Source organism: Nocardiopsis sp. CC223A (assembly GCF_030766825.1).
In the GTDB taxonomy this organism is placed as follows: Bacteria; Actinomycetota; Actinomycetes; order Streptosporangiales; family Streptosporangiaceae; genus Nocardiopsis.
Genome location: NZ_JASFDV010000058.1, coordinates 1 through 26,084 on the forward strand (window position 1 = coordinate 1; position 26,084 = coordinate 26,084).

The following is a 26,084-nucleotide window of genomic DNA, read 5'->3' on the forward strand; positions in this document are numbered from 1 at the left end:
ACCCGGGCCCGACCCGGCCTCCAACAGCGGCCCCCTGAGCGGTCCGCACCCGGGTATGGGCGGCCCGAGCGGCCCGTACACCCCGGCGCGGCCGTTCCCACCTCAGGGTCCGACACCCCAAGGCGCGCCCTACGGCCCCTCACAGCCGCAGCCCTACGGGGCGCCCACCGCGCCCTACAACCCATACAGCGCTCCGGGCGCACCGCAGCGGAAGCAGGGCATGTCCACCGGCGCCAAGGTCGGCATCGGCGTGGGCGGGGGCATCCTGGGCCTGATGGTGATCATGGTGGTGGCCGTCGTACTCATCGCGATGTCCGCTGGCGATGAGGGCGGCGGCACCTCGTCCGCCTCCCCCACGGCCTCCCAGACCACCTATCCGGACGCTCCCACCGACACCCCCACCGACGCCCCCACCGAGGCTCTGGCCGAGCCTCCGGCCGAGGGCGGGGTCACCGTGACGGCGACCCACGCGGGCACCGTGAACGGCACCCTCGACCCCGCCGAGACCTACACCGCGCTCGACGTGACGTTCGTGAACGACTCGGGCGAGCCGTTCTCGGTCAACCCGCTGTACTTCACCTTCATCCTGGACGACGGCACCGAGGTCGTCGACTGGGAGCTCTTCGCCGACATCACCCAGTTCGAGGCGGCCGATCTGGCCCCGGGCGAGCAGGTCAGCGGCCAGGTCGCCATCGCGGGCGAGGTGACCGTGGCCGAGGTGCACTACGACCCCTCCTTCGGCATGGAGGAGCCGATCGTGGTGCCCGTCCAGTAGGGGCGGACGACCACGGCAGGCGTCTTCGGGCCCCGGTCCGCGCGGTGCGCGGGCGGGGCCCTTCCCCGTGCCCGGGGTTCACACGCCCAGGGCGGCCAGTGCGGTGACGGCGCCCAGTTCGCGACAGGCGTCGCGGTCGGCGGCGGCCGGGGCGCCTACGACGGAGACCGGCGGCCGGTGGCGGGCCCAGCCCATGCCCTTGGCGATGCCCTCGACGGCGCGCACCGCCCCCGCGGTGTCGTCGTTGCCGTGCACGTACAGGGCGTAGGGCACGGTGCGGCCGGCCGACAGGGCCGGGTAGTAGACGAGGTCGAACCAGTACTTGAGGGCGCCCGACATGTACCCGATGTTGGCGGGCGTCCCCAGGACCACGGCGTCGGCCGACAGCGCGTCGGCGACCGAGGCCGCCAGTGCCGGGCGGGCGACGACCTCCACGTCCTCGATCTCGTCGTCGCGCGCCCCCTCCAGCACCGCCTCCAGCAGTTCCTGGGTGGCCGGGGAGACGGTGTGGTGAACGATGAGCAGTTGTGCCATGCCGTCACCCTAGGGCTTCGCCCGAGGACGCCCCGAGCTGTGGAGGGAAGTATGAAATCCACGCACCGCAAAGCGGTAAAACCTGGATCTTCCTCCAAATAGTTGCACTCAGAAAAAGGACATCCGCCCCTATTGGGCGTTTTTGCGAAATCGTGCAACACGGAGGAATCCTGTTCGCAAGGATGTCGGATATTGACCCGCCATTCCCCTCTCTCTATGGTGCGATTCTCATAGCGCACCGCCCCGCCGACACCCCGCGTGCCAGCAGGGCATACGCGGACGCACCGACCGTTCCGGGCCGACCACGACGGCCACGGAGGAACGAGGGGAACCATGCCGCACATCGTCCGTGCCGCACTCGTCCAGACAGAGTGGACCGGCGACACCGATTCCATGCTCGCCGCCCACGAGAAATACGCGCGCGACGCCGCCGCCCAGGGGGCGCGGATCATCGGCTTCCAGGAGGTGTTCAACGCCCCCTACTTCTGCCAGGTACAGGAGGCCGAGCACTACCGGTGGGCCGAGAGCGTCCCCGACGGCCCCACCGTCACCCGCTTCCAGGCCCTGGCCCGGGAGCTGAACATGGTGATGGTGCTGCCCGTGTTCGAGATCGAGAAGCCCGGGTTCTACTACAACACCGCCGCCGTCATCGACGCCGACGGCACCTATCTGGGCAAGTACCGCAAGCACCACATCCCGCAGGTCAAGGGGTTCTGGGAGAAGTACTACTTCCGCCCCGGCAACCTGGGCTGGCCGGTGTTCGACACCGCGGTCGGCCGGGTGGGCGTCTACATCTGCTACGACCGCCACTTCCCGGAGGGCTGGCGGGCGCTCGGGCTGGCCGGGGCACAGCTGGTGTACAACCCGTCGGCGACCAGCCGTGGCCTGTCCGCGTACCTGTGGCAGCTGGAGCAGCCCGCCTCGGCGGTCGCCAACGAGTACTTCGTCGCCGCCATCAACCGGGTCGGTCGGGAGGAGTACGGCGACAACGACTTCTACGGCACCAGCTACTTCGTGGACCCGCGCGGGCAGTTCGTGGGGGACGTCGCCTCCGACACCGCCCCCGAGCTGGTCGTGCGCGACCTCGACTTCGACCTGATCGACGAGGTCCGCACCCAGTGGGCCTTCTACCGCGACCGCCGCCCGGACGCCTACGGGCCCCTGGCCGAGGGTTAGGGGACGGCCATGGGACGCACCCTCATCACCGGCGGCCTGGTCGTCACCGCCGCCGACGAACTGGAGGCCGACGTCCTCATCGAGGACGGGAAGGTCGCCGCCCTGGCCCTGCCCGGCACCTGGGCCGGGATGGACGCCGAGGTCATCGACGCCGCCGGGCACTACGTCATCCCGGGCGGGGTGGACGCGCACACCCACATGGAGCTGCCGTTCGGCGGCACCTTCGCCTCCGACACCTTCGAGACCGGGACCCGGGCGGCCGCCTGGGGCGGCACCACGACCATCATCGACTTCGCGGTGCAGAGCCCGGGGCAGGCGGTGCGTTCCGGGGTGGACGCCTGGCTGGCCAAGGCCGAGGGCAACTGCGCGATCGACTACGGGTTCCACGCGATCCTGTCCGACGTCAACGAGTCGTCGCTGAAGGAGATGGACGTGCTCGTGGACGAGGGCATCACCTCGTTCAAGATGTTCATGGCCTACCCGGGCGTGTTCTACAGCGACGACGGGCAGATCCTGCGGGCCATGCAGCGCGGCGCCGCCAACGGCGCGCTGACCATGATGCACGCCGAGAACGGCATCGCCATCGACGTGCTCGTCGAACAGGCGCTGGCGGCCGGGAAGACCGACCCCCGCTACCACGGCGAGGTCCGCAAGGCCCTGCTGGAATCGGAGGCCACCCACCGCGCCATCCAGCTGGCCCGGGTGGCCGGGGCGCCGCTGTACGTGGTGCACGTGTCCGCGGGCGAGGCCGTGGAGGAGCTGGCCCGCGCCCGCGACCTGGGGCTCAACGTGTTCGGCGAGACCTGTCCGCAGTACCTGTTCCTCTCCGTGGACGACCTGGCCCGGCCCGACTTCGAGGGCGCCAAGTACGTGTGCTCGACACCGCTGCGGCCGCAGGAGCACCAGGACCTGCTGTGGCGGGCGCTGCGCACCGACGACCTGTCCGTGGTCTCCACCGACCACTGCCCGTTCTGCTTCAGCGGGCAGAAGGAACTGGGCCGGGGCGACTTCTCCAAGATCCCCAACGGCCTGCCGGGGGTGGAGAACCGGATGGACCTGCTGCACCAGGCGGTCCTGGACGGCCGCATCGACCGCCGCCGGTGGATCGAGCTGGCCTGCGCCACCCCGGCCCGCATGTTCGGGCTCTACCCGCGCAAGGGCACCATCGCCCCGGGCGCCGACGCCGACATCGTGGTCTACGACCCGAACGCCGAGCACGTGATGTCCGCCGAGACGCACCACATGAACGTGGACTACTCCGCGTACGAGGGCAGGCGGGTGACGGGCCGGGCCCGCACCGTGCTCTCCCGCGGCCGGGTCGTCGTGGACGGCGGCGAGTACCTCGGCGCGGCCGGGCACGGCCGCTACCTGACCCGCGGCACCTGCCAGTACCTGATCTGAGAGGGAGCACATGGACATCGGACTCGTCCTCCAGACCGATCCGCCCGCCGACCTGCTGGTGGACCGGATGGCACGGGCCGACCGGCTCGGCTTCACCCACGGGTGGACGTTCGACTCGGTGGTGCTGTGGCAGGAGCCGTTCGTCATCTACAGCCGCGTCCTGGAACGCACCGAGAACCTCGTGGTGGGCCCGATGGTGACCAACCCGGGCACCCGCACCTGGGAGGTGACCGCCTCCCTGTTCGCGACCCTGAACGACATGTTCGGCAACCGGACGGTGTGCGGGATCGGCCGCGGCGACTCGGCGATGCGGGTGGCCGGGCGCAGCCCCGCCACCCTGGCCCGGCTGTCCAGGGCCATGACCGCCATCAAGGACCTGGCCGAGGGCCGGGAGGCGGACGTGGACGGGGCGGCCATGCGCATCCCGTGGGTGCGCGACGGGTCGCTGCCGGTCTGGATGGGCGCCTACGGGCCCAAGGCCCTGGAGCTGGTGGGGCGGCAGGCCGACGGGTTCATCCTCCAGCTGGCCGACCCGTACCTGACGGAATGGATGGTCAAGGCGGTGCGGTCGGCCGCGGCCGACGCGGGCCGCGACCCGGACGACATCACGGTGTGCGTGGCCGCCCCGGCCTACGTCACCGACGGGTCGGAGCAGGGGCTGGCGCACGCCCGCGAGCAGTGCCGCTGGTTCGGCGGGATGGTGGGCAACCACGTCGCCGACCTGGTGGCGCGGTACGGGCACACGGGGGCGGTCCCCCAGGAGCTGACCGACTACATCGAGGCCCGGCAGGGCTACGACTACAGCCACCACGGCCGGGCCGACAACCCCGACACCGAGTTCGTCCCCGACAGCGTGGTGGACCGGTTCTGCCTGCTGGGTCCGGTGAAGGAGCACGTGGCCAAGCTGGAGCGGCTGCGCGCGGTGGGCGTGGACCAGTTCGCGGTCTACGCGATGCACGACGACGTGGACGGGGTCATCGACGCCTACGGGCGCGACGTGGTCCCCGCCGTATCCGGGATCTGATCCGCCCGCCCCGGGGTCCGCCGGACCCCGGGGCACGGGATTTCACCGACGGGTGCCCCGCCCGGAACACGCAGGACGTACGGGGCGCGCACAATGCCGGAGCGGGTACGGCGGCCACCGCACTCCCCCGGAACATCCACGGTGACGTGCCGGGATGTCCGACGGTCCGCAACGGGTCCGGCGGACCCCACGCTCCGCCGCGACCCGCGACCCGCCACCGGTGGGCCCGACGCCGTGCCCACCCCCGATCCCCCGTATCACCGAAGAGCAGGTGACCCGTGACCCAAGCCCCACCCTCCCCGGAACCCAGCGCCGTCACCCACCCCGACGGCCGCGTCTCCCTGGCCGAGGGCGCGTCCATGCCCGAGAGCCCCTACGTCAACGAGGACCTCCAACCGGTGCCGATGTCCCGGCGCACCTGGGGAACCGGCAGCTTCACCGCCCTGTGGGTGAGCATGTCGGTGAGCATCCCCGCCTGGACCCTGGCCAGCGGGCTGATCGCCGCGGGCATGGACTGGCGCCAGGCGATGCTCTGCATCCTCCTGGGCAACGTCATCGTGCTGGTGCCGATGGTGCTGACCGGCCACGCCGGCGCCAAGTACGGCATCCCCTTCCCGGTGTTCGCGCGCGCCTCCTTCGGCCTGCGCGGCGCCAACCTCCCCGCGCTGCTGCGCGGCGCCGTCGCCTGCGGCTGGTTCGGCATCCAGACCTGGGTGGGCGGACAGGGAGTGTACGTGCTCGCCGGTCGGCTGTTCGGCGAGGGCTGGCTGGACGCCGCCGAGGTCGGCGGCAACCCGTGGACCCTGTGGCTGTCCTTCGCCGTGTTCTGGGTGGTGCAGGTGGCCATCATCCTGTGGGGCATGGAGGGTGTCCGCAGGGTGCAGGTGTGGGCGGCCCCGCTGATGATCGTCGGCGGCGCGGCCCTGCTGGTGTGGATGGCCGTGGAGGCGGGCGGCGCGGGCGCCATGCTCGCCGCCGCCCCCGAGGGCCTCGACTGGAGCCCGGCGTTCTGGGCGCTGTTCTTCCCGTCCCTCATGGGCGTCATCGGCTTCTGGTCCACGCTGACCCTGAACATCAGCGACTTCACCCGCTTCTCCGGCTCCCAGCGCGCCCAGACGGTGGGCCAGTCCCTGGGCCTGCCCACCACGATGACCCTGTTCTCGCTGCTGGCGGTCATGGTGACGGCGGGCACCGCCGTGGTGTACGGCGAGCCGCTGTGGAACCCGATCGACATCGTGGCGCAGATGGGCAGCGGCCTGGGCCTGCTGTTCGCGATCTTCGTGGTGCTGCTGGCGACGATCTCCACCAACATCGCCGCGAACCTGGTGGGCCCGGCCTACGACCTGGCCAACCTGGCGCCGCGCCTGATCGGCTTCCGCACCGGGGCGATCATCACCTGCTTCCTGGGCGTGCTCATCTTCCCGTGGCGGCTGCTGGAGAACGAGAACATCTACATCTTCACCTGGCTGGGCACCGTCGGCGGTGTCCTGGGCACGGTGGCGGGCATCCTGCTCGCCGACTACTGGGTGGTCCGCCGGACCCGGCTGGACCTGACCGGCCTGTACCGGCGCGGGTCGCAGTACTGGTACGGCGGCGGCTGGAACTGGCGGGCGCTGGCCGCGTTCGGCACCGGCACCCTGTTGGCCGTGGGCGGCTCCCACTCGGGTGTGGACGCGGCCACCGGCGCCCGGCTGGGCCCGTTCCCCGAGGACGGCCTGATCCCGCTGCTGTCCCCGCTGGCCGACTACGGCTGGGTGGTCGGCCTCATCAGCGCCTTCCTGCTGTACTGGGTGCTGAACCTGGTGGCACCGGTGCGGATCACGGACGGCGGCACGGCCGGGGCGGCCCCGGCCGCCGCCGGACCCGGTCAGGGCGAGCCGGAGAAGACCGGCGCCTGACCCTCCCGGGGCACCGCCCCGATCCGCTCCCGCGGGGGCCGCACCGTCCGGTGCGGCCCCCGCGCCGTTCCCCGCCGTCGGGTTCCGTACCGCCGCCTTTCGCGTCACCGTGACGTGGAGCATGCGTTATCCGGTCGTGACCGGTGTCCGAGCGCGGGTACCGTCGAAAACCAGACCACCCCTGGCGGCATCTGACCAGGTCAACAGGGTTTCTCCTCGGGCGACACCCGATGGGGGCCACTCGGCGCGGCGAAGACCCCCATCGACGGCGGACAACCCGCCGACCGGGATCTTCGTCCCATTCACACCGGAACCCGAACAACGGGTTAAGGCGATAGGAACAGCGAACCGATCTACGACGAACGGCGCACGGCGTGCGGCCCCCGACCGGGGGCCGCCCCGTGCCCCTCGACCTCTCGTGCCCGGAACCCGCACGTTTCCCCCAAGGTCGGGCAGTACATCCCCCAACTCTTCGCGAAGAGGGAGACGACCTTGCCTGAGAACAGCACCTTTCCACGGCCCGCGCCCGCCACGAGGACGGTCGCGGTCGTCCTGGCCGGCGGCAGCGGCCAGCGCATCGGCCTGGCGACGCCCAAGCAGTTGCTGAAGATCGCCGGGAAGACGATCCTGGAGCACACGCTCGACGTCTTCGAGCGGGCTCCGCGCGTGGACGAGGTCATCGTGATGATGAACCCCGGCTTCGTGAGCGATGCCGAGGCCATCGTGCGCAAAGCCGGATTCACCAAGGTGACCCGGGTGCTGCCGGGCGGGACCTCCCGCAACGCCACCACCCAGCTCGCCCTGGACGCCCTGGCCCACCTGCCCGTGGACACCACCAACCTGCTCTTCCACGACGCGGTGCGCCCCCTGCTGTCCCAGCGGGTCATCGACGACTGCGTGGACTCCCTGGACCGCTTCACCGCGGTCGACGTGGCGATCCCGTCCTCGGACACCATCATCGAGGTGGACGACGACGTCATCACCGAGGTGCCCACCCGCTCCCGGCTGCGCCGCGGCCAGACCCCGCAGGGGTTCCGGATGTCCGCCATCCGCGACGCCTACGAGCGCGCCTGGGCCGACCCGGGCTTCGAGGCCACCGACGACTGCACCGTGGTCCTGCGCTACTCCCCCGGCACCCCGATCCACGTGGTCGCGGGCGAGGAGCAGAACATGAAGGTGACCCAGCCGGTCGACATCTTCATCGCCGACAAGCTCTTCCAGCTCTCCTCGTCGGACACCCCCGAGTTCACCGACCAGGACCGCGACCGGCTGCTCGGCGGGCGGACCGTGGTGGTGTTCGGCGGCAGCCACGGGATCGGTGCCGAGGTCGCCGACCTGGCGGAGAAGCACGGCGCCCGGGTCTTCCGCTACTCGCGCAGCGCCACCCGCACCGACGTGGCCGACCCCGCCCAGGTCGCCGCCGCCCTGGAGCAGGCGCACTCCGCGACGGGCCGCGTCGACCACGTGGTCAACACCGCCGGGGTGCTGCGCATCGGGCGGCTGGACGCCACCGCCCCGGAGGCGATCGAGGAGGCGCTGCGGGTCAACTACCTGGCCCCGGTGCACATCGCCCGCGCCGCCTTCCCGTACCTGGCCCAGACCGAGGGGCAGCTGCTCCTGTACACGTCCAGCTCCTACACCCGGGGCCGGGCCGAGTACAGCCTGTACTCCTCCACCAAGGCCGCCACGGTCAACCTGACCCAGGCCCTGGCGGACGAGTGGTCCGAGGACGGCGTGCGCATCAACTGCATCAACCCCGAACGCACCCGCACCCCGATGCGGGTGAAGGCCTTCGGCGAGGAGCCCGCCGGGACCCTGCTCAGCGCCGAGAAGGTGGCCCGTACCTCCCTGGACGTGCTGCTGTCCGACCTCACCGGCCACGTCGTCGACGTCCGCCGCGAGGACCCGGTGGCCGCCGCGCGGACACGCGGGACGGGGGAGGCGAAGTGAACCGGCTCCGTCATCTGGGGGTGGACGGCACCGCGCTGGCGGTCCTGGCTGCCATGGGGGCGTCCCTCCTGCTCCAGGCCGTCGAGGTGGCCATGGCACAGGTCTGGGTGTTCGGGGTGCTGGCCCTGGTCCTGTACACCACCGAGTGGCTGGTCGCCCAGCGCGTCACCGTGCTGACCAAGGTGCTCAGCCGCATCCGGGTGGGGCTCACCGTGCGGATGCTGCTACGGCAGATCCTGCTGATCGCCCTGTACGTGTCCGTGGGGGCGATCGGCACCGCCGCCTACTGGTCGACGTTCGCGGGGATGGCCGCGTTCTTCGTCCTGTCCCTGGGCTACGACCTGATGCGGATGCAGATCCTGCGCCGCTCCCGGCTGCCGGTGCGGACCCGCAACCTGGACCTGTCGGCGCTGAACCTGCCCCGGGTCCCCCGGTTCGTGCACGGGCTGCCGATGAACCGCGTCTTCCTCGCCGACATCGCCCTGGTGACGGGCGGGGTGGCGCACCTGGCCGGCGGCCCGGAGTGGCTCGCGATCGGTGGCGCCGCCCTGAGCGCGGGCGCGGTCCTGGTGCTGGCGCTGGCCACCGTGCCGACGTTCCTGGCGCACCTGCGCTTCCCCTCCGACGCGCAGGTCATCGAAGAGGTCAACGAGCGGCTGCGCGCGTACCGGCCCGAGGTGGTCCTGTACTTCACGTTCGGCGTGGGCAGCCAGAACGGCGTCTACCAGGCCAACATGTGGCTGGAGGCGATCGAGCGGCTGGACCGGCGGGCCCTGGTGGTGTTCCGCGAGCACGCCAACCTGCCGCACCTGGAGCCGACGTCCCTGCCGGTCGTGTGCGTGCCGCGCGCCGACGACCTGGCCGCCCTGGACCTGTCCACGGTGCGGGTGGCCCTGTACCCGGGCAACGCGGGCAAGAACATCCACCTGGTGCAGCGCGCCGAGATCAAGCACGTGTTCATCGGGCACGGCGACAGCGACAAGCTGCCCAGCAGCAACCGGGTCAGCCGGATCTTCGACGAGATCTGGGTGGCCGGCCGCGGCGGGCGCGAGCGCTACCGCCGGGTCCGGCACGCCATCGACGACCGCGACGTGGTGGAGGTGGGCCGCCCGCAGCTGGACGTGGTCGAGGGTCCGCGCTCGGCGGCCGAACGGTCGGTGCCCACCGTGATCTACGCGCCCACCTGGGAGGGCGTGGACGACAACAACTACCTGACCTCGGCCGACACCGTGGGCGTGGAGCTGGTGGAGCGGCTGCTGGCCGGCGGCGAGCCGGTGCGGCTCATCTACAAACCGCACCCGCTGCTGGGCAAGCGGTCCCCGCGCGCCGCGGCGGCGCACCGGCGGATCGTGGAGGCGGTCACCGCGCACAACCGCCGCCTGGACCCGGTACCTCCGGAGGCCGAGCGGCTGCTGGCGGAGCTGCGGGCGCGGATCGAGGGGTTCCGGGAGGAGTCCTCGGAGCGGAACCTGACCGGGGCCGACCTGGCCGGATACCGGGACCTGCTGCGGCAGTGGCACGACCTGTACTGGAGGTCGGCCGGGCCGCTGCGCCACCACGTGGTCACCGACCCGTTCCCGACGCTGTTCTCGTGCTTCAACGAGTCGGACGCGATGGTCAGCGACATCTCCAGCGTGGTGGCCGACTTCATCGCCAGCGGCAAGCCGTACGCCATCGCGGACCTGTGGGACACCGCGGACGAGGAGTTCCGCGCACAGTACCCGTCCGCGGGGGCCGGGTACCTGCTGCGGCCCGGGCTGTCCGGCCTGGACGAGGTCCTCTCGGCCGCCCGGGAGCCGGCGGACGACGCCATGGCTCGGCGCCGGGAGATCCTCAGGGAGTACCTGCTGGGCCCGGACGAACCGGACGCCCAGACCCGGTTCTCCGCGGCCGTGGACGACCTGTACGGGCGGGGGCTGCGGGACTTCCCGCCCGGCACCTTCGCCGAGCCGGTCCCGGCCGACCCGTTCCGCGGGGAGGATCCGGGCGAGAGGACGGGCACCGCGGTCCCGGTCAACGTGCCCGACGCGGGGAAAGCGGTCTGAAACCCGTTCCGGAACCGTGATGAGGGGGCCGCGCGAACAGCGCGCGGCCCCCTCTCGTCATCCTCGTCCTCACACCGCTTCCTGTGACCTGATCGTCACCTGAATCGGTCCGTGAGTCATCTAACTCACAAACCACAGGTAAACCCCATATCCTGTTAAAGCGTCTTTTCATCTGCCCGGTGAAGTCTCCCAGAGCAGGGGCCGGTCGTGCATCGACCTCCCCGAGCTTCCCCTGAGGCACCACCCCGCCCTTACTTCCCTTATCGGAGTCCACCCTTGTCCAGTCATGCCACCGAGCCCGTAGCCCGATCCGTGACCCGCACCGTCGCCGTCGTCCTGGCCGGCGGCAGCGGCCAGCGCATCGGTCTGGCTACGCCCAAGCAGCTCCTGAAGATCGCCGGGAAGACGATCCTGGAGCACACCTTGGAGCTGTTCGAGCAGGCTCCACGGGTGGACGAGGTCATCGTGATGATGAACCCCGGTTTCGTGAACGACGCCGAGGCCATCGTGCGCAAGGCCGGTCTGGGGAAGGTCACCCGGGTGCTGCCGGGCGGGACCTCCCGCAACGCCACCACCCAGCTCGCCCTGGACGCCCTGTCGCACTACTCGGCGGAGAACACCAACGTGCTCTTCCACGACGCGGTGCGCCCCCTGCTGTCCCAGCGGGTCATCGACGACTGCGTCACCGCCCTGGAGACCTACCGGGCGGTCGACGTGGCCATCCCGTCCTCGGACACCATCATCGAGGTGGACGACGACGTCATCACCGACGTCCCCACCCGCTCCCGGCTGCGCCGCGGCCAGACCCCGCAGGGGTTCCGCCTCTCCACGATCCGCGACGCCTACGCCAAGGCGTGGGCCGACCCGGGTTTCGAGGCCACCGACGACTGCACCGTGGTCCTGCGCTACGCGCCCGAGGTGCCGATCCACGTGGTCGCGGGCGAGGAGCAGAACATGAAGGTGACCCAGCCGGTCGACATCTTCATCGCCGACAAGCTCTTCCAGCTCTCCTCGGCCGCCACCCCCGAGTTCACCGAAGAGGACTACGCCGCCCGGCTCTCCGGCAAGACGGTGGTGGTGTTCGGCGGCAGCTACGGCATCGGCGCGGGGATCGCCGACCTGGCGGAGAAGCACGGCGCCCGGGTCTTCCGCTACTCGCGCAGCGCCACCCGCACCGACGTGGCCAACCCGGCCGACATCGCCGGGGCACTGGAGCAGGCGCACTCCGCGACGGGCCGTATCGACTACGTCGTCAACACCGCCGGGGTGCTGCGCATCGGCCGCCTCGACCAGACCGACGACTCCGTCATCGAGGAGGCGCTGCGGGTCAACTACCTGGCCCCGGTGCACATCGCCCGCGCCGCCTTCCCGTACCTGGCCCAGACCAAGGGGCAGCTGCTGCTCTACACGTCCAGCTCCTACACGCGCGGACGCGGCGAGTACAGCCTGTACTCCTCCACCAAGGCGGCGACCGTCAACCTGACCCAGGCCCTGGCCGACGAGTGGTCCGAGGACGGCGTGCGCATCAACTGCATCAACCCCGAGCGCACCCAGACGCCCATGCGGGTCAAGGCGTTCGGCGAGGAGCCCGCCGGGACGCTGCTCAGCGCCGAGAAGGTGGCCACGACGTCGCTGGACGTGCTGCTGTCCGACCTCACCGGCCACGTCGTCGACGTCCGCCGCGAGGACCTGCCCGGCATCGGCACCGGGAGCGCCAAGTGAACAACTTCCGCAACCTCAGCCGGGCCACGCTCCTGGGGGCCGCCCTGCTCGGGCTCACCTACCTGGTGATGCTCACCGGCGTCATCGCCGAATCCTGGTGGGTCTTCGCCGTCGGCGCGGCGGGCAGCTACGCCATGGACGCGCTGCTGCTGCACCGGCTCCAGGACCTGGCCAAGCTGATCCAGCAGATCCGCCTGGGCATCACCTCGCGTGCCCTGCTGCGCCAGCTGCTCGCTCTGGGCCTGCTCATCACCACGACCACGGCCACCTCCACCGGCATCGGCATGGTCCTGTTGGTGTTCCTGCTGCTCTTCGGTCTCCAGTTGGTCGCGGGCATCGCCGCCCGGGTGCTGCGCGCGGAGCGCAAGCTGCCGATCGTCACCCGCAACATCGACCTGAGCGCGCTGAACATCCCCGACAGCCCGCCGATGCCCCTGGTACGCGAGCCGATGAGCCGGCTGCTGCCGCTGGACGCCTTCCTGGTGTTCGGCGTCGTGGGGTACGTGTGGTTCGGGTCGGCCTGGGCCGTCGCGGCCGGTGCCGTGCTGACCCTGGGCGTCACCGTCCTCGGACTGCTGATGCTGGCGTGGCACATCCGGCGCGCCCGCACCATCCCCTCCCCTGAGAAGGTCATGGAGTTCGCCCAGTCCTGGCTGGACTCCTACCGGCCCGAGGTCGTCCTGTACTTCTCCGGTTCGGCCGACTCTGCCTACCAGGTGAACATGTGGCTGGACACCATGGCGCGGCTGCCCCGGCGCGGGGTCATCGTCCTGCGCGAGCGCGTGATCGCCGCCCAACTGGCGCCGACCTCCGTCCCGGTGCTGTGCGTCCCGGCCGCCACCGACCTGATGGCACTGGACTTCGGCCCGGCGCGGGTGGCCCTGTACCCGGCCAACACCGGCAAGAACATCCACATGCTGCGCAACCCGATGATCAAGCACGTGTTCATCGGGCACGGCGACAGCGACAAGATCGCCAGCGTCAACCCGTTCAGCAAGGTCTACGACGAGGTGTGGACCGCCGGCCGGGCCGGGCTGGACCGGTACGTGCGCGCCCAGGTGGGCGTGCGCACCGACGAGATCGTCGAGGTGGGCCGCCCCCAGCTGGACTCGGTCCGCACCGACACCGCGCCCAACGCCGTCCGCACCGTGCTGTACGCGCCGACCTGGGAGGGGTGGACCGACGACCCCGGCAACACCTCCCTGATCGACGCGGGCCCCACCCTGATCGCTCAGTTGCTGAAGGCCGAGCCCGGGGTGCGCGTGCTGTACAAGCCGCACCCGTTCACCGGCATCCGCTCGGACCGGGCGCGCCGGGCGCACCAGAAGATCGTCGCGCTGTTGGAGGCCGCGAACAGGGCCGCCGGGCACGGCGAGCGGGACACCCGTGAGCTGGCGGCGCTCGACCGCCGCCTGGCCGCCTTCGACGACGACCGGGGCACCACCGACGAGGCCCACAACTCGCGCGAGGAGGGCAAGGCCGACCCCGCGCTCATCGAGAAGCTGGCCGTCCTCACCGAGGAATGGCACCGGGTGTACTGGGAGGGCCGGCCCGACACCGCGCACCTGGTCATCCAGGGGCCGCGCCCGTCGCTGTACTCCTGTTTCAACCAGGCCGACCTGCTGATCAGCGACATCTCCAGCGTGGTGGCCGACTTCGTCGCCACCGAGAAGCCCTACGCGATCACCAACTGCGAGGGCATCACGCACGAGGAGTTCCGGGTCAAGCACCCGACGTCGAGTGCGGCCTACTTGCTCGGCCCCGACGGTACCGGGCTGGACACCGCCCTGGCCGCCGTGCACCTGGAGGGCGCCGACGATATGGAGGAGCACCGCCGTGAGCTGCGCACCTACCTGCTCGGGCCGTCGGACACCAGCTCCATGAGCCGCTTCACCGCCGCCGTGGACGACCTCTACGAACGCGCCGCGGAGCTGCGGCCGCTGGACTCCACAGAGTCGGACAACACGTCTGTCGGCGTCTGACTCCCGGAAGGAACCGAATTCCCCAGATGGCAACGAAGACGTCGATCCCCGACGACCTACAGCGCCTGATCCGCCACATCCCCGAAGCGGACGAGGAGGAGCGCGCCCGGGCACAGGACGCCGCCGGCGCGTTCCTGGCAGGTCTGCCCCAAGGCGCCCTGTCCTCTCTGCTCCCCTGACCCGAAGCCGGTTGTGGCTGGTGGCGCAGGGACGGTGGGACGAGGCCGTCGCCATCATCGTGTTCGAGCGCGAGAACCCCGGCGCCTTCCGGATCCGGGGGCTGTTGTCTCCGTCGCTGGAGGTGCCCGGTGTGGCTTCGGGCGTCCTGCCCAAGGAGGTCGCCGCGCTCTCCGACGAAGAGATCCCACTGGTCGCCCGGCTCACCGAGATGGTGTGGGAGGGCGGGGTACTGCGGGTACGCGGCTATGCCCACGTGCGTAACGTCCCCGTACCGGAGCGGCCCCGGATCCCGACGCTGGCCTGGCTCACCCGGAAGGGTTCGCGCAAGCGGATCCCGCTCCGGGTGACACCGCGCGTCGAACCGTTGGCCACCCTCCATTCCAAGCAGGCGCTGCACTGCTACGACGGTTCCGGCTTCGAGATCTCCGTGGACCCCGGGCGGCTGCGCTCTGGCGGGAAATGGGCGAAGGGCACCTGGTCGCTGACCCTGGCGGTATGGGCTTTCGGCAAGGCACGTAAGGACGGCATCGCTCCCGGCGATATCGGTACCTCCGGCCACGCGCACTCCCACCGGCTGGACGAGGGCACACGATGGGTGAGCGACTTCGTCAAGAAGCGCCTGGAGTTCCGGGTGGAGCCGGTCCGCACCGAGTTGCGCGGCCACTCCGTCAACGGTGACCACCTCGCCCTTGACCTGTCCGGCGCGGTCGAGGGCCTGGTCGTCTCCTTCAAGGGAGAGGACGGCGAGCAGGTGGAGCGGGTCCACCCCGTCTCCACCGAGGCGGGGACCGCCCGGGCCCTGCTCCCCCCTCGACGACCTGTGGACGCCCGGTGCCGCCACCCGGGAACTGCGCGTCCGGGCGGCGGTCGGCGACCGGCGACTCCCCGTGGTGGTCCCCGACGGCGCTCTGGCGTCGGCCCACCCGGTGGGTGAGGACCGCGAGGTCTCGGTGGGCGTGACCGCGGACGGAGCCCTGGTGCTGCACGACCGGGTGCGTCAGCCGGTGGTCGACACCCTGCGCTGGGAGGACGGACGGCTCCACCTCTCAGGCGCCTACACCGGCCCGGACCGGGACCGGGTGCTGGTGCTGCGGCACGGCGAACGGTTCGAGGAGATCCGGCAGTCCGTCACCATCGATGACGGTCGATTCGAGGCCGTCATCGACCCCGAGCACCAGGACTTCTTCGGGGCTTCTCTGCCGCTGTCCCGCGGCCGGTGGTACCTGTCCCTGCGCGGCGCCGACCGGTGGGACAACAGCGAGGACGCACCTGTCAAGCTCCGTCCGGACCTGATCGCCGCGCTGCCCGCCGTCCACGAGGGGGTGCACAAGACGTACTCGGTGGACCGGCGCTTCCACGACCGGATCTTCCTGGCAGCGGGGAGCGTTCTGGACTCCTCGGAGCTGGGGCCCTACCGGCAGCGCGTGCTGCGCGACGAGTACCTGGCGGCGCGCGAGCGCGACCCGCTGCGCGAGGCCGTGTTCTACAGCAGCTTCGAGGGCAAGCAGTTCTCGGATTCACCCCGGGCGGTGTACGAGGAACTGGTGCGGCGCGGTGTGGATGTCGAGCACATCTGGACGATCCGGGACCGCCAGGTGGTGCTGCCCCAGAGGGTCACCGCCGTGGAGTACGGCAGCCGGGAGTGGGCGCTGGCCATGGCCCGCAGTCGATACGTGGTGAACAACGTCAAAATGGAGGACTGGTTGCTGCGCCGCGAGGGGCAGATGGTCGTACAGACCTGGCACGGCACCCCGCTCAAGCGGATCGGCGCCGACCTGTTGGGCACGCCCAAGGCGAACCGGGCCTACATCGCGAGCCTGCCGCACCGGTCGCGCCAGTGGGACTTCCTGGTGTCCCCGAACACGTTCACCACTCCGATCATGCGCGACGCCTTCCTCTGCGAATCGGAGATCCTGGAATCGGGCTACCCGCGCAACGACGTCTTCCACGCCCCGGACCGGGAAGCACGGGCCGAGCGGACGCGAGAGGCCCTTGGGCTTCCGAAGGGGCGCAAGGTCGTCCTGTACGCCCCGACCTGGCGTGATGACCAGCGATACGCCTCTCAGAGGTTCAAGCTCGATCTACAGATCGACCTGCCCTCACTGCGCGAGGAACTGGCCGACGACCACGTGCTGCTGTTCCGCAAGCACCCCAAGGTGCTGGACAGCATCCCCGGCGCCGGCCAGGGCTTCGTGTGGGACGTGACCAAGTATCCCGACATCGCCGACCTGTACCTGATCGCGGACGTGCTGGTGACGGACTACTCGTCAGCACTCTTCGACTTCGCCCACTCGGGCAAGCCGATGCTGTTCTACACCTACGACCTGGAGCACTACCGGGACACGCTGCGCGGGTTCTACTTCGACCTGGGCGAGCGTGCGCCGGGGCCGCTGTTGAAGACGTCCGGGGAGCTGATCAAGGCGATCCGCGACCTTGACACGGTGGCCGAGCAGTACCAGGAGCGGTACGAGGAGTTCGTACGGGACTTCTGCGACCCGTCGGACGGCCGGGCCGCGGAGCGGGTGGTGGACCGCATGCTGAACGGGCGCGGCTGAGCCCACCGCCGGCGCGCGGAGGCCCCGGACCTGGCCTTGGGTTCTAGTGGTGGTCGCAACACCCTGAACTTTCAGGAAGTTGCGACCACCATGTCGTTCGCCAAGCAGGAACTTGTCCGCCTCAGGAAACAGTTCCTGGAACTGATGGCCGAGCTCACCGACGTCAATCCGTTCAGCAAGGTCTACGACGAGGTGTGGACCGCCAGCCGGGTGGGGCTCGACCGGTACATGCGCGCCCAGGTGGGAGTGCGCACCGACGAGATCGTCGAGGTGGGCCGGCCCCGACTCAATTCGATCCGCCCGGACACCGCGCCCAACGCCGTCCGGACCGTACTGTACGCGCCGACCTGTTTCGTACCGGGTGGCCTCCTCCAACAACCAGACCTCCTGGATCGGTGAGGGCTTCAACTACAGCCCCGGGTTCATCGAGCGCCGGTACGCGCCCTGCTCCGACAGCCAACCCGACTCCGGCAAGACCGGGGACCTGTGCTGGTCGCGCCACAACGCCACGTTCTCCCTCAATGGTCGCTCCGGCGAGATGTTCCTGGATGAGGACGGCACCTGGCGTATGCGCCACGACGACGCCTCCAAGATCGAACGGCTCACCGGTACCACCAACGGTGACAACGACGGCGAGTACTGGCGCATCACCACTACCGACGGGACCCAGTACTACTTCGGTATGAACCGTCTGCCCGGCTACTCCAGCGGCAAGGCGGAGACCAATTCCACTTGGACGGCCCCGGTTTTCGGAGACGACTCCGGTGAGCCCTGCAACAAGTCCGCCTTCGCGGACTCCTGGTGCCAGCAGGGCTGGCGGTGGAACCTGGACTACGTGGTGGACGTGCACGGCAACGTGATGACGTACTACTACACCGAGGAGAGCAACTACTACGGCCGCAACATGAAGGCCGACTCCCCCACCGTCTACACCCGCGGCGGGTATCTGAACCGCATCGAGTACGGGCTGCGCTCGGACAACGTCTACGGAACCGCGCCGGGCCGGGTGAAGTTCACCGTCGGGGAGCGATGCATCCCCACCGACTCCTTCGACTGCGCGGAGGACAAGTTCACCAGTGCGAACGCGAGCCACTGGCCCGACGCCCCCTTCGATCAGCACTGCGCCCAGGGACAGAACTGCACCAACCGCTTTTCGCCGACCTTCTGGACCCGCAAAAAGCTGAACAGCATCACCACCCAGGTCCACGACGGCACCGCCTACCGCAACGTCGGCTCCTGGGAACTGACCCACGCCTACCCCCAGACCGGCGACGGCACTCCCCCGGATCTGTGGCTGCACTCGATCGAGCACACCGGCCACGTCGGCGGCGAAGAGAGCATGCCGCTGCTGGAGTTCGGCGGCACACCGATGGAGAACCGGGTCGACACCACCGACGACGGCTTCGCCCCCATGCTCAAGTGGCGGATCACCAAGATCCTCACCGAGAGCGGCAGCCAGATCGACATCACCTACTCGGGCGGTGAGTGCGAACCGGGGCAGACGCCGGAGCCCCACGACAACGGCACTCGCTGCTTCCCCGTCGTGAACACGACCGCCGACGGCAAGAGCGAGTACACCGACTGGTTCCACAAGTACGTGGTGACCCAGGTCAGCGAGTTCGACCTGGTGACCGACCAGCCCGAACAGCGCACCACCTACGACTACGTCGGTGACGCCGCATGGCGTTACCGGGATGCCGACGGGTTCATCCGGGACAAGCTCCGGACCTGGTCCGACTGGCGCGGATACGCACAGGTACGGGTGACCGAGGGCCTGCCGGACGAGACCCGATCGGAAACCGAGCACCGCTTCTTCCGCGGTATGCACGGCGACCGCCAGCCCACCGGAACCCGCACGGTCAAGGTGACCGACAGTGAGGGCAACGAGCACACCGACCTCAACGAGTACAACGGGTTCACCCTGGAAGAGATCACCCGCAACGGACCCGGCGGGGACATCGTCGAAAAGACGATCTCCCTGCCCTGGAGCCGGGTGACCGCACAGCGCACCTACTCCTGGGGCACCCTCGAGTCACGCATTACCGGGATGGCCTCCACCACCCAGTACATCGCGGTGGACGGCGGCTGGATGCGCACACGGGAGACCGCCGAATACGACACTCTGGGGCGTACCACTCAGGTCCATCACCACGGTGACGTTGACGACGCCGGTGATGACCAGTGCACCCGCTACACCTACGCCGACAACACCACCCTGCGAATCCTGGACGCCGTGGCGCGGACGGAGAAGGTCGCCGTGGGGTGCGGCGCCACTCCTTCCCGCCCTGACGATGTCATCAGCGATGAGCGGGTCCACTACGACGGTCGCGGCTACGGGCAGGCGCCTACGGCCGGGCTGCCCACTGCCACCCAGCGCATCGAGGACTACGACGGATCCACCCCCGTCTACCAGACGGTCCAGGAGACCGAGTACGACGCCTTCGGCCGGGCGGTCTCCGAGAGCGATGCACTGGGTAACACCACGGTGACCTTCTACTCCCCGGAAACAGCAGGAGGCGTGGCGACCACCGTCACCACCACCAACCCGCTGGGGCACATCGACACGGAGCACTTCGACCCCCTGCGCGGACTGCCCGTCGCGGAGATCGATCCCAACGGCAACCGCACGGACATGGCCCACGACCCCCTCGGCCGCCTCACCCAGGTGTGGACACCCGAGCGCAAGAAGGCGGACGGTGTCGACCCCGCCATGCGGTTCGAGTACCACGTGCGCAACGACGCTCCATCTGCCGTCATCTCGCACACCCGTCGGGAGGATGGCACCTATGCCTCCACCTACCAGCTCTACGACGGGCTGCTGCGCCTGCGCCAGGAGCAGGCACCGGCGGCCGTCGGCGATGGCCGACTGATCAGCGACGTCTTCTACGACAGCCGTGGCCTGAAGATCAAGGAACGCCACGGCTACCACAATGAGGAGGCCGGGCCCGGGCAAACGCTCTTCCACCCGGACCAGGGGGACGACCGCATCCCCCGGTACACCGAGACCGTCTACGACGGAACGGGACGTGCCGTCGAGGTCATCTCCCTCTCCCGCAGCAGGGAACTGTGGCGCACCAACTCCCAGGACCTGGGTGACCGCCTGCTGGTGACCCCGGCCGACGGCGCCATTCCGACCACGACCATCAAGAACGCCCTGGGCCAGACGGTCGAGCTGCGCCAGCACTCGGGTGACACCCCCCAGGCCGACTACACCGCGCTGACCTACACCTACACCGACACCGGTGAGGTGGCCACCATCACCGACGAGGCCGGCAATGTCTGGCGCAACCACTACGACCTGCGCGGCCGCAAGACCAAGACCGAGGACCCCGACCGGGGAACGACCACCTACACCTACGACGACGCCGACCGCCTCGTCTCCCGCACCGACGCCCGTGGTGAAACCGTCTCCTACGTCTATGACGCACTGGGGCGCAAGACCGGCCAGCACCAGGGCGGAACGGACGGGCCGCTGCTCGCCTCCTGGACCTTCGACACCGTGGCCAAGGGCCAGCTGAGCAACGCTGTCCGCCACGTCGACGGGCAGCAGTACACCACCACGATCCACGCCTATGACCCCTTGGGGCGGTCCACGGCCACCACCGTCTACATCCCGCGGACGCCGGAGAACGGAGGGCTCGGCGGACCTTACCGGTTCCGCACCACGTACAACTCCGACGGCACCATCAAGTCGAACACCTTCCCCGCGGGCAGTGGTCTGCCGGAGGAGACGGTGAGCTACACCTACAACAACGCGGGCCTTCCGGTCTCCATCCGGGGCCTGAGCGAGACCTTCCAGATGAGCTACCTGCACGACGTCGTCTACTCCAGCCGTGGTCAGGTCCTTCAGCGCACCTTCTACCGCAACGACGGCAACAACCAGGCCAATGAGACCTGGGACACCCGCACCTACGACCCCGCGACCGACCGCGTGACGGTGGCGAGGATCCACCCTGAGGTCGGCCACGGCACCCTCGTCGAGCAGACCTACACCTATGACGACGCCGGCAACGTGCTGAGCATCAAGGACGAGCCCACCGCTGAGGGCCTCCTCCCGGACGTGCAGTGCTTCGCCTACGACGACATGCGACGCCTCACCGACGAGTGGACCTCCCTACAGGGCGGCGAGCAGGCCTGTGACGGGGGACCGGCACGGGAGAACGTCGGTGGCGCCGCGCCGTACTGGAACAGCTACACCTATGACGCGCTCGGCAACCGCACCTCCGAGACGCGCCGCGGCCTGATCGAGGCCGGGGACATCGAAAGCACCTACCACCGCCCCGGAGCGGGGGAGGACCGCCCGCACGCGGTGACCCAGGTCGACTCCAACGGCAACAGCGGTCTCGCCACCTACACCTACGACGAGGCCGGGAACATGACCTCCCGGCGCAGTGCCACCCGTGACCAGACCCTGGAATGGAACGCCGAGGGCCAGCTCACCGCCGTCCGGGAAGGCGACAGCACCTCTCGGTTCGTCTATGATGCCGAGGGCGAACGCCTGATCCGCGACGACGGCAACGCGGTGACGCTGTTCCTGCCCGGAATGGAGGTCTCTTTCAACAAGGAGGAGCTCACCAGCCAGGGGACGCGCCTGTACGAGCACGAGGGCGCAGTCATCGCCAGCCGCTCCAGCACCGGGGACGTGCACTGGATCTTCTCCGACCACCATCAGACCGGACAGTTGGCGATCAACTCACTGACCGGCGAGAGCGTTCGCCGCAGGTTCACCGCTTTCGGTACCGAGCGCGGAACCGCCACCGGGAGCTGGCCGAACTCGCGCGGTTACGTGGGTGGAGTGATCGACGAACAGGCCGGCTTCACCCGGCTGGGGGCACGCTCCTACGACAGTGAAACGGGGATGTTCATCTCGGCTGACCCGGTCGTCGACTTCAGCGACTCGCAGCAGATGAACGGGTACGCGTACGCGAACAACAACCCGACGTCGTTCACCGACCCCGACGGGTTGTACTACCGCAAGAGCTTCTCCAAGGCACGCAAGTGGGCCGCTGCCTACCGCGCTCGCCAGGCCGCGATCCGCGCTTACCAGGCCCGGATGGCCGCGATTCGCGCTTACCGGATCCGTCAGGCCGCAATCCGTGCCTACCGGATCCGCCAGGCTGCCATCCGCGCTGCGAAGATCCGTGCTGCACACATCCGCGCGGCGAAGGCCGCCAACGCCGCCCGCAAGGCCGCGGCGATGCGCGCCGCCGCCGCCCGCAAGGCCGCCGCAAGAAAGGCCATGCGCGACCGCGCCGCCCGAGAAAACGCTGCCAGAAGAAGGATCTCGAGAGACAAGAACCTTGGCACGCATGACGGGCCCAAGGGGTTCTCTTCTGGGAACCCAAAGAAGCCGGAGCATCTCGGCCTATCGAACGGGCGACACGAATGGCCTGAAATTTCCCCTCAAAAGCACAGCAAGGGCAGTGGCGCGAATCATGTAAAAGTTATCGTTGAAAGGACATCAAGCCCTTACGGAAATTGCACGGCTATGCAATATGAGACCATTGTCTGGATGAATCGAGCGTCTGGGACTGCTATTGGTGCTTACGTGGGGGCGGGAGTTGGAGCGGGGGTTGGTTTTATTCCGGCTTTTGCTCCCGTTGGAGGGCCGGTCGGTGTCGGCCTGGCCGGATTTGGAGTAGGAGTTGGCCTGGGCTACGCAATTGGTGACGGAGTGGGCCAGAGTATGCTCAGGGCGGTATGCTAGGTATCTGCTGAGGTAAATTTAATCAGCGGATAAGTTTTGTCTTCAGTGGTTGATCTTGCCCCGTCTCCCCGGTGGTGAAATTCGAGCTTCCCAGGAGGCGGGGTTTTAATTGAGGCTAGGGAAAAATTGAAAAGTTGATTTCTTGAATTTAAAAGCTGGGTTTCTGGGGTGCAAGCTGTTCTCTCGGGGTGCTGCGGATTTCCCTGCTCTCGGGTGGCCTAGGGATGGTTCGAGTGATCTGAGTTAGGGTTATTTCGTGAGGTTTTGTTAGTGCTTCAGGTTGATTAAAATTTATGGAGAAAAAGTGAGTAACTCCAGCCCTCGGGATAATTTCTCTAAAGTAGTCTTTTGGTTGGTCGGCGCCGGCTTTGGGTTGCTTATATTTTTGATACTTTTGCTTCTTTTCTTTCTGGGGAGGGTCGGTGCTGATCCGAGCGCGGCTCCGTCGCTGGCGATGTCGGGATTGGTGAGCGTGGCTGGAGGGGTGGTTTGTGGATTTTTTGTTTCCGTTGCCCTGAGCTATCTTGCGCGGAGTGTGGCTGGGCTTCCTTTGCCTTCGGGTATGAATTGGTCGGTTAGGAGATCTGCTGGGAGGGTGATTCGCCAGAAGATTCTTACAGGCGATTTTCTGATCGATGAAGCGGCTAGATGTATGGCTGAGCGCAGAGTGGCCTATAGCGTTCCTCCTTGGTTTGTTTTTCTTGTTTTTCTTGCTCTCGTGAATTTTGTGGTGATGTTGCCCCGGCTCTGGGATCCTGGATTTGATCCTGTGGGTTCCCCTTTTTGGGTCTATTTATTTCTAGTCTTGGTGGGTTTCTTTTGTCTACTGTTCACGGCTCGCAATAAGAGGCGTGCTCGCGATTTTCTCATATTCGTCCGAACTCAAGGGCGTCCTGGGTGATGTCTTAGTATTGGTTTGCTGGTGGGTTGATCTGCTGTTCTGAACCGCTGTGTCGCTCATGATGAGGAGCCTTTTTCGCCCTGCCTCGCCAAGCTGAAGAACCAGAACAGCACGGATGGTCTTCCTGGCCTGCTGAGGGCAGCAGCGTAGGCGGCACAGGAGGTCCCACTGCTTGAGCTGGGCGCTCGCGCGCTCACCCGGCACGAAACACTTGGTGTGGGTGGAGTTGGCGTCGCTCCACTGCGGCTTGCAACGCCCCTTGAACGGGCAGAGCACCATCTTTGCCAGCTTCATGTAGCCCTTGTCGCCCAGGCCGATCACCCCGCTGGCTTTGATGCGCTCGGCGATCTTCCACACCCGGGCCGCGGTCAACGAGCGCGAGGTGGTCCAGGACCTGCGGGAGGAGGCCGCGCTGCCCGTCAGGCTGCTGCTGACCGCGGGCTTGCCGGGCGGGACTTCACCCACGCCCAGGCTGAGCGGGGGACACGGGTTTTGCTCGTTCCCAGGCGGGCCGAGCAACGTACCGACCCGGATGCCTCTCAGCTTTTTGTTTAACCTGTCCGGTTCTTGTGTTCTGTCAAAGTCACAGCGCGTTTGACGGTCTTTCCGACCTCGTGTCGGGACGCGGGACCGCGGTTCTTCGATCCGAGCGGGCGACCGGGACCGGGCCGGGAGGGTTTGGGCGCACCGGCCGGACAGGCCACCCTCGCTCGGAGGTGGCGAAACCCCCGCCGCACCCGGGCCGGGGTGAGTCGGCCCGGCCGGGCCGGCCGTTCCCAGGGGCGGCGTAGGTCCTCGGCCAGCGGGCGGGCCAACCGCAGCTGGGTGTGGGCGGCGATCACCAGCCAGGTCCACCGGTCGGCCGCCTCGGGCGAGCGGACCTTCGGGCTGGTCCAGCCCAGGGTCTGCTTGAACAGGCGGAAGGTGTGCTCCAGGTCGAAACGGCGCAGGAACGCCTGCCAGAGCCGGTCCACATGGTCGGCGTCCACTCCGGTGGCCGAGGACCACAGCCACACCGGCTCGGGGTCGCGGTCACCGGGCAGGTGTTCGACCTGCAGGCGCACCAGGGTGCCCTCGACGATGGGCAGGTCCCCGTCGTGGTCGAGCCAGGGGCCGCGGTGGGACAGGCGGGGGTGGAGCCGGTCCCAGGCCATCGCCACGGCGGTGCCGTAGCGGGTGGTGTCGGTGGTGGTGGCCTGGTCGGGGGCGTGCCAGCTGCCCTGCTCGGCCAGGGTGAAAGCGGGGCCGTGCTTGCGGGGGCGGCCCGTGCGGGGGCCGGGGCGGTAGGGCGGCGCGGGCCGCAGCATGACGCGGTCGGAGCGCAGGCGACCCACCAGTTCCACGGGAAGGTCGGCTAGGACGAAGGCCAATCGGCACACGTCGTAGCCGGAGTCCATGACGATGAGGACATCCGGGTCGCCCTGGCGGTGGTGTCCGGCGGTGATGAGGCGGCCCACGACTTCGCGCAGCTGGGCGGCGGTGAGGGCGGTGGCGTCGTCGGCCGGGCCCAGCCTGACCGCGTCCAGGACCTGGGTCCAGCAGGTGCGCCCGGTCTCCAGGGCGGCGACGAAGGAGTAGGGCCGGCCCGGGATGAACTGCGAGGCGTTCTTGGACCGGCCGTAGACGTGGCAGAACAGCCGGTCCGGGCTGGTGGGCGCATCGGGGCGCAGCCAGGGGGAGGCGTCCACGGCCAGCACGATGCGGCCGTCGGCCGCCCGGGGCAGCGGCAGGCGGGCCAGGGATCGGCGCAGCCGGTCGATGTGGACGCGGCCGTGGTTGAGGGCGTCGTACATCGCCCCGTGGCCGCGCTGGTGCTCGGCCACCAGGGTCAGCTCGGCTGGAGAGGTGACCGGTCCATCTGCGCACAGCACCGCGTCGCACAGCTCGAACAGCGCGTCGGCGCGGCGGGGCAGGCAGGCGTGCAAGTCGGTCCGGAAGCGGGACAAGGCGGACAACGACTCGACGTGGGCGTTGTCATAGGCAAGACTCGTCATAGCGGCCGTTTCTTGTTGCTTCGTTACTCGACATCTCGAAGCATGGGGGACGGCCGTGTCTGTTGTCGGGGGAACGACGAAACCCGTGGCCGGAGCGGTGTCCGGGCCACGGGCCGAGGTTAAACAAAAAGCTGAGGCGGCGGCCGCAAGCAGACCGGATTTCACCCCTCTGCGGCGGGAGTCGCGGTTTTTCCTCCGGTCTGGGGTCGGGGTCGCGGGTGCGTGCGGCTCTCACCCTCT

General features: G+C 68.9%; 17 protein-coding genes. 14 read left to right on the top strand and 3 right to left on the bottom strand.

Annotated features, from left to right (window positions below):
- On the top strand, window positions 1-775 hold a 775-nt coding region (locus tag QJS33_RS21145), incomplete at its 5' end, for a hypothetical protein (protein ID WP_306369773.1).
- Window positions 776-853: 78 nt separating this feature from the next.
- Here the strand turns inward: QJS33_RS21145 and QJS33_RS21150 are convergent.
- Complete coding sequence (locus tag QJS33_RS21150; protein WP_306369774.1) at window positions 854-1,309, bottom strand: flavodoxin family protein; 456 nt, start codon at window positions 1,307-1,309, stop codon at window positions 854-856.
- Window positions 1,310-1,642: 333 nt separating this feature from the next.
- On the opposite strand from QJS33_RS21150, the gene QJS33_RS21155 reads away from it, so the two are divergent.
- The 13 genes from QJS33_RS21155 (at window position 1,643) to QJS33_RS21215 (ending at window position 22,949) form a co-directional block, all read left to right on the top strand.
- Window positions 1,643-2,485, top strand: a complete 843-nt coding sequence (locus QJS33_RS21155; RefSeq protein ID WP_306369775.1) for a nitrilase-related carbon-nitrogen hydrolase — start codon at window positions 1,643-1,645, stop codon at window positions 2,483-2,485.
- A 9-nt stretch (window positions 2,486-2,494) separates the two neighbouring features.
- On the top strand, window positions 2,495-3,886 hold the full coding sequence (hydA, locus tag QJS33_RS21160; protein ID WP_306369776.1) for a dihydropyrimidinase: 1,392 nt from the start codon (window positions 2,495-2,497) through the stop codon (window positions 3,884-3,886).
- A gap of 10 nt (window positions 3,887-3,896) precedes the next feature.
- On the top strand, window positions 3,897-4,910 hold the full coding sequence (locus QJS33_RS21165) for a TIGR03842 family LLM class F420-dependent oxidoreductase (protein ID WP_306369777.1): 1,014 nt from the start codon (window positions 3,897-3,899) through the stop codon (window positions 4,908-4,910).
- Between the two features lie 278 nt (window positions 4,911-5,188).
- Window positions 5,189-6,808: an NCS1 family nucleobase:cation symporter-1 gene (locus tag QJS33_RS21170; protein ID WP_306369778.1), complete on the top strand. Its 1,620-nt coding sequence runs from the start codon at window positions 5,189-5,191 to the stop codon at window positions 6,806-6,808.
- Between the two features lie 492 nt (window positions 6,809-7,300).
- Window positions 7,301-8,758 (top strand): bifunctional cytidylyltransferase/SDR family oxidoreductase, encoded by a 1,458-nt coding sequence (locus QJS33_RS21175; RefSeq protein WP_306369779.1) that lies wholly within the window; start codon window positions 7,301-7,303, stop codon window positions 8,756-8,758.
- Window positions 8,755-10,803, top strand: coding sequence for a glycerophosphotransferase (locus QJS33_RS21180; RefSeq protein WP_306369780.1), 2,049 nt, complete (start codon window positions 8,755-8,757; stop codon window positions 10,801-10,803). The genes QJS33_RS21175 and QJS33_RS21180 overlap by 4 nt, the downstream gene beginning before the upstream one ends.
- Window positions 10,804-11,115: 312 nt before the next feature.
- On the top strand, window positions 11,116-12,525 hold the full coding sequence (locus QJS33_RS21185; RefSeq protein ID WP_306369781.1) for a bifunctional cytidylyltransferase/SDR family oxidoreductase: 1,410 nt from the start codon (window positions 11,116-11,118) through the stop codon (window positions 12,523-12,525).
- Window positions 12,522-14,507, top strand: a complete 1,986-nt coding sequence (locus QJS33_RS21190; protein WP_306369782.1) for a glycerophosphotransferase — start codon at window positions 12,522-12,524, stop codon at window positions 14,505-14,507. The genes QJS33_RS21185 and QJS33_RS21190 overlap by 4 nt, the downstream gene beginning before the upstream one ends.
- A gap of 26 nt (window positions 14,508-14,533) precedes the next feature.
- Window positions 14,534-14,686 (top strand): hypothetical protein, encoded by a 153-nt coding sequence (locus tag QJS33_RS21195; protein ID WP_306369783.1) that lies wholly within the window; start codon window positions 14,534-14,536, stop codon window positions 14,684-14,686.
- A gap of 20 nt (window positions 14,687-14,706) precedes the next feature.
- Window positions 14,707-15,621 carry a hypothetical protein gene (locus tag QJS33_RS21200; protein WP_306369784.1) on the top strand — a complete coding sequence of 305 codons (915 nt, stop codon included), beginning with the start codon at window positions 14,707-14,709 and terminating at the stop codon, window positions 15,619-15,621.
- Complete coding sequence (locus tag QJS33_RS21205; RefSeq protein WP_306369785.1) at window positions 15,578-17,242, top strand: CDP-glycerol glycerophosphotransferase family protein; 1,665 nt, start codon at window positions 15,578-15,580, stop codon at window positions 17,240-17,242. The genes QJS33_RS21200 and QJS33_RS21205 overlap by 44 nt, the downstream gene beginning before the upstream one ends.
- Before the next feature lie 90 nt (window positions 17,243-17,332).
- Complete coding sequence (locus QJS33_RS21210) at window positions 17,333-17,641, top strand: hypothetical protein (RefSeq protein ID WP_306369786.1); 309 nt, start codon at window positions 17,333-17,335, stop codon at window positions 17,639-17,641.
- A complete protein-coding gene (locus tag QJS33_RS21215; RefSeq protein ID WP_306369787.1) occupies window positions 17,604-22,949 on the top strand; it encodes an RHS repeat domain-containing protein in 5,346 nt (1,781 codons plus the stop codon). The genes QJS33_RS21210 and QJS33_RS21215 overlap by 38 nt, the downstream gene beginning before the upstream one ends.
- A gap of 823 nt (window positions 22,950-23,772) precedes the next feature.
- On the opposite strand, the gene QJS33_RS21220 is transcribed toward QJS33_RS21215, so the two are convergent.
- Window positions 23,773-24,315 carry a hypothetical protein gene (locus tag QJS33_RS21220; RefSeq protein WP_306369788.1) on the bottom strand — a complete coding sequence of 181 codons (543 nt, stop codon included), beginning with the start codon at window positions 24,313-24,315 and terminating at the stop codon, window positions 23,773-23,775.
- A gap of 86 nt (window positions 24,316-24,401) precedes the next feature.
- A complete protein-coding gene (locus QJS33_RS21225; RefSeq protein WP_306369789.1) occupies window positions 24,402-25,844 on the bottom strand; it encodes an NF041680 family putative transposase in 1,443 nt (480 codons plus the stop codon).
- Window positions 25,845-26,084 lie beyond the last annotated feature (240 nt).

Excerpts from the sequence above, each read along its gene's own strand:
- QJS33_RS21150 (WP_306369774.1), bottom strand. The coding sequence starts at position 1,309 with ATGGCACAACTGCTCATCGTTCACCACACCGTCTCCCCGGCCACCCAG.
- QJS33_RS21155 (WP_306369775.1), top strand. The coding sequence starts at position 1,643 with ATGCCGCACATCGTCCGTGCCGCACTCGTCCAGACAGAGTGGACCGGC.
- hydA (WP_306369776.1), top strand. The coding sequence starts at position 2,495 with ATGGGACGCACCCTCATCACCGGCGGCCTGGTCGTCACCGCCGCCGAC.
- QJS33_RS21165 (WP_306369777.1), top strand. The coding sequence starts at position 3,897 with ATGGACATCGGACTCGTCCTCCAGACCGATCCGCCCGCCGACCTGCTG.
- QJS33_RS21195 (WP_306369783.1), top strand. The coding sequence starts at position 14,534 with ATGGCAACGAAGACGTCGATCCCCGACGACCTACAGCGCCTGATCCGC.
- QJS33_RS21210 (WP_306369786.1), top strand. The coding sequence starts at position 17,333 with ATGTCGTTCGCCAAGCAGGAACTTGTCCGCCTCAGGAAACAGTTCCTG.
- QJS33_RS21225 (WP_306369789.1), bottom strand. The coding sequence starts at position 25,844 with ATGACGAGTCTTGCCTATGACAACGCCCACGTCGAGTCGTTGTCCGCC.